6 protein-coding genes are annotated in these 9,151 nt (G+C 46.9%); 4 read left to right on the top strand and 2 right to left on the bottom strand.

The features are described from left to right. The first annotated feature begins 499 nt into the window (after positions 1–499). Entirely contained in the window at positions 500–1,219 is a 720-nt protein-coding gene (locus tag ACR2PX_RS02890) for an ABC transporter ATP-binding protein (protein WP_433997854.1), read from the top strand. Positions 1,220–1,533: 314 nt separating this feature from the next. Here ACR2PX_RS02890 and ACR2PX_RS02885 read toward each other — a convergent pair whose 3' ends face one another. Then, positions 1,534–2,550 (bottom strand): extracellular solute-binding protein, encoded by a 1,017-nt coding sequence (locus ACR2PX_RS02885; RefSeq protein ID WP_433997853.1) that lies wholly within the window; start codon positions 2,548–2,550, stop codon positions 1,534–1,536. A gap of 68 nt (positions 2,551–2,618) precedes the next feature. Next, a complete protein-coding gene (locus ACR2PX_RS02880) occupies positions 2,619–3,350 on the bottom strand; it encodes a hypothetical protein (protein WP_433997852.1) in 732 nt (243 codons plus the stop codon). 211 nt (positions 3,351–3,561) lie between these two features. On the opposite strand from ACR2PX_RS02880, the gene ACR2PX_RS02875 reads away from it, so the two are divergent. The 3 genes from ACR2PX_RS02875 to ACR2PX_RS02865 are packed head-to-tail and all read left to right on the top strand — an operon-like array spanning position 3,562 to position 9,142. Then, positions 3,562–7,740, top strand: coding sequence for a response regulator (locus tag ACR2PX_RS02875; RefSeq protein WP_433997851.1), 4,179 nt, complete (start codon positions 3,562–3,564; stop codon positions 7,738–7,740). After that, positions 7,737–8,567, top strand: a complete 831-nt coding sequence (locus tag ACR2PX_RS02870) for a CheR family methyltransferase (RefSeq protein WP_433997850.1) — start codon at positions 7,737–7,739, stop codon at positions 8,565–8,567. Before ACR2PX_RS02875 ends, ACR2PX_RS02870 begins: the two co-directional genes overlap by 4 nt. Next, a complete protein-coding gene (locus ACR2PX_RS02865; protein ID WP_433997849.1) occupies positions 8,567–9,142 on the top strand; it encodes a chemotaxis protein CheB in 576 nt (191 codons plus the stop codon). Before ACR2PX_RS02870 ends, ACR2PX_RS02865 begins: the two co-directional genes overlap by 1 nt. Positions 9,143–9,151 lie beyond the last annotated feature (9 nt).

The following is a 9,151-nucleotide window of genomic DNA, read 5'->3' as shown; positions in this document are numbered from 1 at the left end:
CGTTGATCGTTCGTCCTCACTGAGCCGAACATGATATTTGATGGTCATGATAACTCCGTCATTACTGTCTCGGAGTTAACAGGATAAGCGTTGCTCACCTATCATGTGGCTCAGGACGGGGTACTAGAAACCGGAATTCGCTGTTCGCATTATCTACAGACAGACGACACAGGTGCCAGACACCTTTGCCAGCCTGAAGAAAACGTGTCGCCAGCATGGTCTCTCGTTCTGGGACTATCTGACAGACAGGTTAAACAGTACCGGCTTATTCCCGAGACTGGCAGATGTTATTGAATACGCTTCATGCTGGCTGCCATGTGGTCAATGCAGAAGCTTTTGAGAACTTATGAATCTTACTATGAATTTTTCGTACCCGTAGCAGTTATTCATTGATTTATTCAGGTTTTAAACCGTCTTTATCGGGCTGTCTTGCGAACGTATTTCTGGTATCTTCGAATGCTCTTAATAACAATCAGAATAAATAAAGGTCAGTAGTAGTATGTCAGCACCTGAACCACTTCTCAGTATTCGAAACGTGTCTACCTACTATGGAAAAATCCAGGCTTTGGATGCCGTCAGTGTGGATATCTCGAAAGGAGAGATCGTCACATTGATAGGAGCTAATGGTGCTGGCAAATCTTCATTACTGATGACCATCTGTGGCGAACCTCAGGCAGAGTCAGGTTCAATACGGTATAAGGGGCAGGAGTTAACAGGTCGTCCCACCTCCGAAATCATGCGTTCAGGCATTGCCGTTGTGCCAGAAGGGCGAAGAATTTTCTCGAGACTCACCGTTGAAGAAAACCTGACTATGGGGGGCTTTTTTGTTGATAGCGAGCCCTTCCAGAAAAACTATGAGCATGTATTGCAGCTCTTTCCTCGGTTGAAGGAAAGGTTGTACCAGAGAGGTGGTACCATGTCCGGAGGCGAGCAACAGATGCTGGCGATAGCCAGAGCCTTGATGAGTAGCCCTGAACTGCTGTTGCTCGATGAACCCAGTCTGGGACTGGCACCGATCGTCATTCAACAAATTTTTGAAATCATTGAGCGTCTTCGAGCGGAGGGCGTTACGGTTTTTCTGGTGGAACAGAACGCCAATCAGGCTCTAAGGCTTGCAGGCCGGGGCTATGTTCTGGAAAATGGGCGTATCGTGCTGCAGGGTGGCGGTGATGAGTTGTTGGCGGACGATGCCGTCCAAAAAGCTTATCTGGGAGCCTGACGCTTTTCTGGCAAATAACCGGTGAACCAGTAGCCTGGACTATCAAAAGACCGTTCATCCATTGCCCTGCTTGAATGCCCGATAGAGGAATCAGGCTGGACGCCTAGTGCCGTGGTACTTTGGGTGTTCAGTTAGCAGTTTGGACGCAGATTCTGATCGCTACACTGGAAGAGTAATGCCTGAATAGCGATTATGAAGTACGAGGTGAGCATTATGAAAGCTTCGAATGATCGACTGTCCCGCCGGGAAGTTGCCCTGTTAACCTTCTCCTTATACAGCCTGGCCGGCACAATGGTCTGGTTGGTTAAGACGATTCACTGATCGGATAAAAAACCGGTCTTCCTGATAATGGCCTGAGCTTGGTCCATAAGACCCACCAGGTTATCCAGAGACAGGCTATCTTGCTTGAAGCCGCCCAGCATCGACAGATTGTCACTGGGAGGCACTCTGGGGTTGACCGGAAACTCATTATTGAGCTCGGTCATCAGAACTTGAGCTTCACTCCCCGATAACCATTCCATAAAAGCAATCGCTTCTTTTTCTGCATGGGTACTTTTGGTCATGGCAATGGCAGAAATGCCAACGTGTGCCCCTTGTCCACGCTGGTTAGGCCAGAAAATGTCGATCTTCAGGTTCGGGTTGGCGATGATGGCTCGGGAAAAGTAATAATGATTGATGATGGCTGCGTCACAAATTCCCTGCTCAATCGCTTTGATAGCTTCTGAGTCACTTTTCATAGGAGGGAGAGCCAGATTGTTGACCCAGCCTTTGACAATCTGCTCAGTATCCTGAACTCCGTAACGATGTATCAGGCTGGCAATCAAGAGTTGATTGTAAGGGTTTTGGCCTGAAGTCATACAGAGTCTGTCTGCCCAATTAGGACCTGCCAGTGCAGCATAGCTGAACAGTTCAGATCTCATCACCTGGTCTGTTGTATAAACTATGGCTCTGGCTCTCAGGCTGATACCAAACCAGATATTGTCTCTGGATCTTAAATGTTCCGGGATATTAGCCTTTAGTATTTCTGAGTTGGCCGCTTTGAGAAGACCTTCTTTCTGGGCTTGAAAGAATGAGTTAATACTTTTGGCCAGGAAAAGGTCTGCTTTCCGAGACAGGTCAGGATTATTGAAGGACTCCATCAGTTGGGCTTCTTTGACTTCGACCAGCTTGATTTTGACACCATGAATTTGACGATACTTCTCTGTGAGGGGAGTCACCAGTTCAATATTACGGGTACTGTAAATCACCAGGTCATGATGAGCCATGCTCTGAGAGGGAAGTAACAGAGCTGATAGGAGTAGGCTCTGAAGGCTGATATTGAATGGCTTCATGATGGCGGCTTTTCACGGAGAACTGTTTCCTGATTATCGGCGTCATGGCGGGCTCTTGAAGGGACGCGTCAGGATAGCTTTTGGGGAAAGCCTTGAAGTACCTGTTTGTCAGTGATTCTCAGGTCGTATCGAGCGTCCTGCAGACTGAAAATGATATTGCCGGGTTCAAAGTCAAAACCCTGTTGGATAGTTTTTTCGGCTTCGGCCGTTTTTCCCAGAAAAGCCTGAATGGCTGCCAGGGAATTAAACAAATCCGAGGGAATAACGTAACGTCGAGGTAATGTCTTGCTGAGTAAATCTTCTTTATGCTGCATAAACTTCTGCTCAAGGTCACTCATTCTGGCCTGGAGCTTTTCATGACTGATAGGATCTTGTTTATCCAGTTCCAGCAGATAATAAGCGCGGAACTGCCGAACCGGGTATCGATCCGATTGAATCCAGAAGGGTAATTGACTGTGGGAGCGTTTGGTATGGCAATGGGTTAACGCTTCGTTCATGGCGAACAAAGGTTTATCGAATTGCTTTAGATCTGTCAGGTAGCTTCTTCCAACATCCAGGCTGGGCTGAGCTTTCACTGTTTCAGAAGCTATATCACGTATTTGTAGACTTTTATCTTCGGGACTTGAGCCATAGCCACTGTCAGATCTTACACGCTTTTCCTGAGGAGGGCTCTGAGCCCATTGTGAATCAGGATCGGTTTTACTCTCTGTCTGAGTGTTGTTTTTCTGATTGCCAGAATCTATTCCTATCTGGGGCAAAGGCGCTATAGGGAGAGGGGGAAGTTTTCCTTTTTCTGGCATATCGTTGCTTCCCTTGGCATCAGACGAGAGTGGCCGACAAAATTCCGCCGGGACGATTAGATAACCGGTGATATTTCCTTACTTATCGGCACTAAAACTTTCCCATAAAGAGGCGATGCTATAAAGGATAAACCGCTCGACTCTCGTAATTCAGGCTGTAGGCGCATTACACCGTAGGTACTTGGGATTTCAGTGGCAGGGATGGCCAGATATGCAGGACGCACAACAATCATCTGATAGAAAATTCAGGCATGGACTATCAGTAACACTCTTTGTCTGGTTCATGGTTCTGTCACTGGGACCCATTACGGTGATAGGAGTCAGTGAATACCGGGAAGGGAAAAGTACTATTGTTCAGAGCCGTTATGAGCAGTTAAGTACCATCAATCAGCTGCTAAGTCAGCAGATTAACGACTATTTCGACTCTGTGGTCACTAACCTCTTCATCAAGGCGGGTGTGGCCCAGGAGTTCCTGTCCCATTTGATCCAGAGTCACAAGGCTCTGAAAAAGTCCCCGGAAGAGTTCATCAATTCCTTCAGCTACAACCTGGTACTGGATCAGTATTCCAGTGAGTTTGTGGATTTCTTACGTTATTACGACTATTCCGACCTGATCTTGGCTGACGCCGAAGGCAACATTCTTTATACCGTGAATGCATACGGTGATCTGGGCAAGAATCTCTTTAAAGGAGCGCTTGCCAATACTGCCTTTGCGAAAGCGGCCCGAGAAAGTCTTGAGGAAGTGATACCCAAGTATGCTGATGTGGCCATGTATCCACCTATTGGGGATCAGAAGGTCAGCTTCTTCATTCTTCCGCTGGTGGATGAACGGGAAAACATCACGGGCTTTCTGGCGGTTCAGATCCTGGCCTATAACGTTCAGAACATTTTCGAGAGTGAAAATCAGTTTGGCGGTGGCCTGAAGTCTTACCTGATCGGTGATGATGGCTACATCCGCTACGGAACTGATCTGGATTCAAGTCAGTCCATGACGTTGATAGCAGATAATGCCCTGATGAAAGACTGGATGTCTCACCTTGATGGCGAGGGTGAATTTTATGAAATTCATGATGATCATGATCATGATATGGAAGACGAAGAGCATAGTCTCGACAGCGATGCAGAACTGAGCGAGCTCTTTGGTGAAGACGTTAATCTGGAAAAAAAGACCACGGAAAGTCACCAGATGGAGCAGACACTCCATATCAAGAGCTACACCAATGTCTATGGTGACAAGGTTCTGGGCACCTATCATGCCATTGAAGTAGCGGACACACCTATGGCCTTGGTTTCTGAAGTGAGCCAGGCCGATGCATTCTCCTCGGTGATTGAGTTCAGGAACCGCCTGATCTATATCTCAGCCATTACTGCCCTGATTGTTATTCTGATTGCGCTGGTGATTACCCGCAGGCTGGTCAGACCCATAAGAACCATCACTGCCTGGGTTAACCGTGTAGCGTCAGGAGATTATGTTCAGGGAGCTGTACTCAGTGGTCACAATGAGATCAGTGATCTTAGTCGCAGCTTCTCCGAAATGACGGAAAAGTTGAGAAATGTCATCAGTGACAATGATCGAAAAAGCTGGCAGCAGGAAGGTCAGGCTGGTTTGAACAACTGCATGAGGGGTGAGCAGGAGCTATCAGAAGTCTGTAAAAATATTGTGTCTTATCTGGCCCGATATCTGGATATGCAGACCGGTGCCATGTATGTCATGGATGATGAGAAACGGTTACAGCTGATGGCGTCTTATGCCTGGAAGAAGCGTAAGCAAAACAAGAACAGTTTTGAGGTTGGTGAAGGCATTGTGGGTCAGGCCGCTATGGAAAGGCAGACTATTGAGCTGACCAGCATTCCTGAAGATTACATTAAGATTGAGTCGGGTCTGGGCAGTACGCCTCCCAGAGCGATCATTACCGTCCCCCTTGTTTATGAAGAAGAAGTCAAAGGCGTACTGGAGTTTGCTCTTTTGAGGGAGCTGACTGATGAACAGAGAAGTTTTCTGGAAGATATCCTCGAAAGTGTTGCGATAGGCATTAATTCTGCCCAGTACCGTACTCGAGTTAATCAACTGCTTGATAAAACCACGCGGCAATCGGAAGCCATGAAGGAGCAGCAGGAAGAGTTACGGACTGTGAATGATGAACTGGAAAGCCGAGCCAGGGTCATGGAAGAGTCTCAGGAAGAGCTGAAAGCCCAGAGTGAGGAAATGCAGAAGTCCAATGCTGAGCTGGAGGAAAAAACAGAGCTTCTTCAGCAGCAGAAAGCCGAAATTGAACGAAAGAATCTGGATATTGAGCTTTCAAGAAAAACACTGGAAGAAAAGGCCAAAGAGCTGGAGCAAGCCAGTAAATATAAGTCTGAGTTTCTGGCCAACATGTCCCATGAGTTGCGGACGCCTTTGAACTCACTGTTGCTTCTTGCACAAATGCTGGCGGATAACGACGAAGGCAATTTGAGTGAAGATCAGATTGAATCCGCCCAGGTTATTTACAGCGGTGGTAAGGAATTGCTGGATCTGATCAACGATATCCTTGATCTGTCCAAGGTTGAGGCTGGCAAGATGAGCATCAATCTGGATGACATGGATATTGAAGAGCTGTGCTCCAGTATGCGGACTCTGTTCAAGCCTCTGGCTGATAACAAAGGGCTGGATTTTGCTGTGGAGATTGGCCCAGGTACGACCAGGGCCATTCTTTCCGACAGTCAGAGGGTCATGCAGATTCTCAAAAACTTTCTCTCTAACGCCTTCAAGTTTACGGAGCAGGGTGGCGTTTACATTCAGGTATCCAACTCAATTCGAAAGACCGATCATGGTGATGAAACCTATGTAGCTTTTGCGGTCAGAGATACCGGGATAGGTATTCCAGAGGATAAGCAGGAAGCCATTTTTGAAGCTTTCCAGCAGGCCGACGGTTCAACCAGCAGAAAATATGGCGGCACGGGTTTGGGACTGGCTATCTCACGTGAGATGTCTTCTATGCTCGGCGGTTATATTGGTATAGAAAGTACAGAGGGCGAAGGCACTACGTTTACCGTTTATCTGCCTGATAATGCGGTATGTTCAATCGTTGGTGAAAAAGTCATCGCTGACAGTTATTTATCAGCCACCAGTGAAGGCTCAAAAAATAATGCTTCATCTCCCGCTGCTCCCATTGCACCAAAAGCAAAGGTTGAAACCTCTCCTGTTAATGACAAAGTCCCGACAAAGAAGAGAAAGTCCACTGGTGGCAATAACATCCTGATTATTGAAGACGATCAGCATTTCTCGGATATCGTCAAACAGCTTTCAGGGAGTCATGGTTATCAATGTCTGGTAGCAGCTAATGGCAAGGAAGGTATTCAGACAGCGATCGAAGAGCAGCCAATGGCCATTATTCTTGATCTTGGCTTACCGGACATGGATGGTGAAGAGGTGCTCAAACAGCTTCAGCAGAACGATGTGACTAAAGATATACCTGTCCATATCATATCAGGGCGTGATCCGGATGAGTTAGACCGAAAGGGAGCCGTGGGCTACCTGGTCAAGCCGGTATCGGTGGGCGATCTGGAAACAGTTTTCAGCACTCTTGAAGAAGCTCTGTCAGAAGATATTCAACATGCTTTGCTTTTGGACAGTGATGAAAAGAGTCGATCGCACTTGGCAAAAATGCTGAAAGCAAAAGGGATGAATATCGCCGAGGCTTCATCCGCTGAAGAAGCCGAAAAGTCGATGGCAGAGAATCACTGGCAGTGCCTGGTCATGGACATTGAACTACCGGATAGCAGTGGTTTGGAATTTTTGCAGAAACTGAAGGACAAGATGGGCGACAACATGCCATCTATTGTCATCCATACCGATAAGAAACTGACGGGTGAAGACCAGAAAGCACTGCAGAAATACACCCGCGCTTTAGTTATGAAAGGTGATTATGCCTCAGAACGGGTCATGGATGAGGTCAGTCTGTTTATTCACTCTATTGAGAAGGCTGCACCTGACGATGTGAAACAGGCAGCAGAAACGGTCAATAACAATTCTTTGGAAGGTCATAAAATCCTGCTGGTGGATGATGATCTTCGTAATACCTTTGCCCTGTCCAAAGGCTTGCAAGCCTTTGGGTTGGAAGTGGTTATTGCTGATAACGGACAAAATGCGCTCGACAAACTGGATGAAGAAGAGGGTATTGAGCTGGTCTTGATGGACATCATGATGCCTGTGATGGATGGCTATGAAGCGATGACCAAAATGCGTGAAATAGACCGGTTGAAAGAAATGCCTGTGATAGCACTGACTGCCAAGGCTATGTCAGATGACAAAGCAAGGTGTATCGATGCCGGAGCAAATGATTATATGACCAAGCCAGTGGATATCGACCAGCTGGTGGCAATGATTAAAGTCTGGTTATTCAAATGACAGAGCCCAGGGAAATGGATCAGGATTTTGAACTGAAGTTGCTTTTGACTGCTGTTCAGGAAAAGTATGGCTATCAGTTTGGCAGTTATGCCAGAGCCTCTCTCATGCGTCGTGTAAGAAGGCATATGGAGATGTCTGGAGTTCAGCATATCAGTGACTTGATTCCGTTGTTTCTTCATGACGAGTCTGCTTTCGCTGCTTTTGTTAAAGACATGTCGGTGGTGGTGACTGAAATGTTCCGGGATCCGGAATTTTTTAAATCGCTCCGGGAAAACATTATTCCCCTTCTGAAAACCTATCCGTTTATTAAAGTCTGGCATGCAGGCTGTGCCAGTGGTCAGGAAGCTTATTCTATGGCCATTCTTCTGGATGAAGAGGGCTTGTTGGATCGCTGTCAGATCTACGCTACTGACTTTAATGATCAGGCATTGCGTCATGCCAAGACAGGCATTTATCCAGAAGAGGATCTGGCACTGTATGAGGAGAATTATCGCTTGTCTGGCGGCAAGAAAGAGCTCTCTAAATACTGTCATAGAGGTTATGACTCGGTTAAGTTTAATGGACGACTGGCGGAGCATATTACCTTTGCAAACCATAACCTGGTGACTGATGGTGTGTTCGGAGAAATGAATCTGATCCTCTGTCGAAATGTGCTTATCTACTTTAATCAGGATCTTCAGGACCGAGTGCTGCAATTACTGTTTGACAGTCTTTGCTCAAGAGGCGTTCTCTGTATTGGCAAGCGGGAAAACATTCTGTTCAGTACGGTCGGTGATCAACTGGAAGTGATCGATAGAAATCAGCGCATTTATAGGAAAAACTCTTGATGAAAGGCGGGGTAGTAGTGATTGGAGCTTCTGCTGGAGGTCTCTCGGTGCTGGAAACCCTGCTTACAGAGTTGGGCAGTCGTTTTTCTTATCCTGTTGTTATTACCAAACACCTGGCTTCCGGTGACGAAGAAGGTTTATGTAAAGTCCTGAGCAAGTCCTCTCCTATTGAGATCAGTATTGCCTGTGATAAACAGAAGATCACCCATAATCATGTTTACCTGGCTCCCGGGGGGTACCATTTACAGGTTGAGGACAGGGAAACGCTGAGTTTAAGTATTGATGAGCAGGTGTGTTATTCCAGACCCTCTGTGGATGTTCTCTTTCAATCTGCTGCGGATGTTTTTGGGAAACAAGCAGTGGCTATTGTTTTAACAGGCGCCAACAGAGATGGCGCAGAAGGTATCAGAGCGGTTAAACAGGCCGGTGGCGTGACAATTGTCCAGAATCCTGAAACAGCGGAGGTGCCGATCATGCCAAAGTCGGCCATTGCGACCGGTTGTGTGGATCATGTGCTGGACTTGCAAGATATTGCGATCTGTTTAAAAGCCATGGATTTCAATCTCGGGACCTAAATGAATAAG

This window comes from Endozoicomonas sp. (assembly GCF_051008435.1).
Classification (GTDB): Bacteria; Pseudomonadota; Gammaproteobacteria; order Pseudomonadales; family Endozoicomonadaceae; genus Endozoicomonas_A.
This window is presented reverse-complemented; position numbering and strand designations above follow the sequence as displayed.

Bases quoted from the DNA above. Each gene is read 5' to 3' on its own strand.
- ACR2PX_RS02890 (WP_433997854.1), top strand. From the start codon at position 500: ATGTCAGCACCTGAACCACTTCTCAGTATTCGAAACGTGTCTACCTAC.
- ACR2PX_RS02885 (WP_433997853.1), bottom strand. From the start codon at position 2,550: ATGAAGCCATTCAATATCAGCCTTCAGAGCCTACTCCTATCAGCTCTG.
- ACR2PX_RS02880 (WP_433997852.1), bottom strand. From the start codon at position 3,350: ATGCCAGAAAAAGGAAAACTTCCCCCTCTCCCTATAGCGCCTTTGCCC.
- ACR2PX_RS02875 (WP_433997851.1), top strand. From the start codon at position 3,562: ATGCAGGACGCACAACAATCATCTGATAGAAAATTCAGGCATGGACTA.
- ACR2PX_RS02870 (WP_433997850.1), top strand. From the start codon at position 7,737: ATGACAGAGCCCAGGGAAATGGATCAGGATTTTGAACTGAAGTTGCTT.
- ACR2PX_RS02865 (WP_433997849.1), top strand. From the start codon at position 8,567: ATGAAAGGCGGGGTAGTAGTGATTGGAGCTTCTGCTGGAGGTCTCTCG.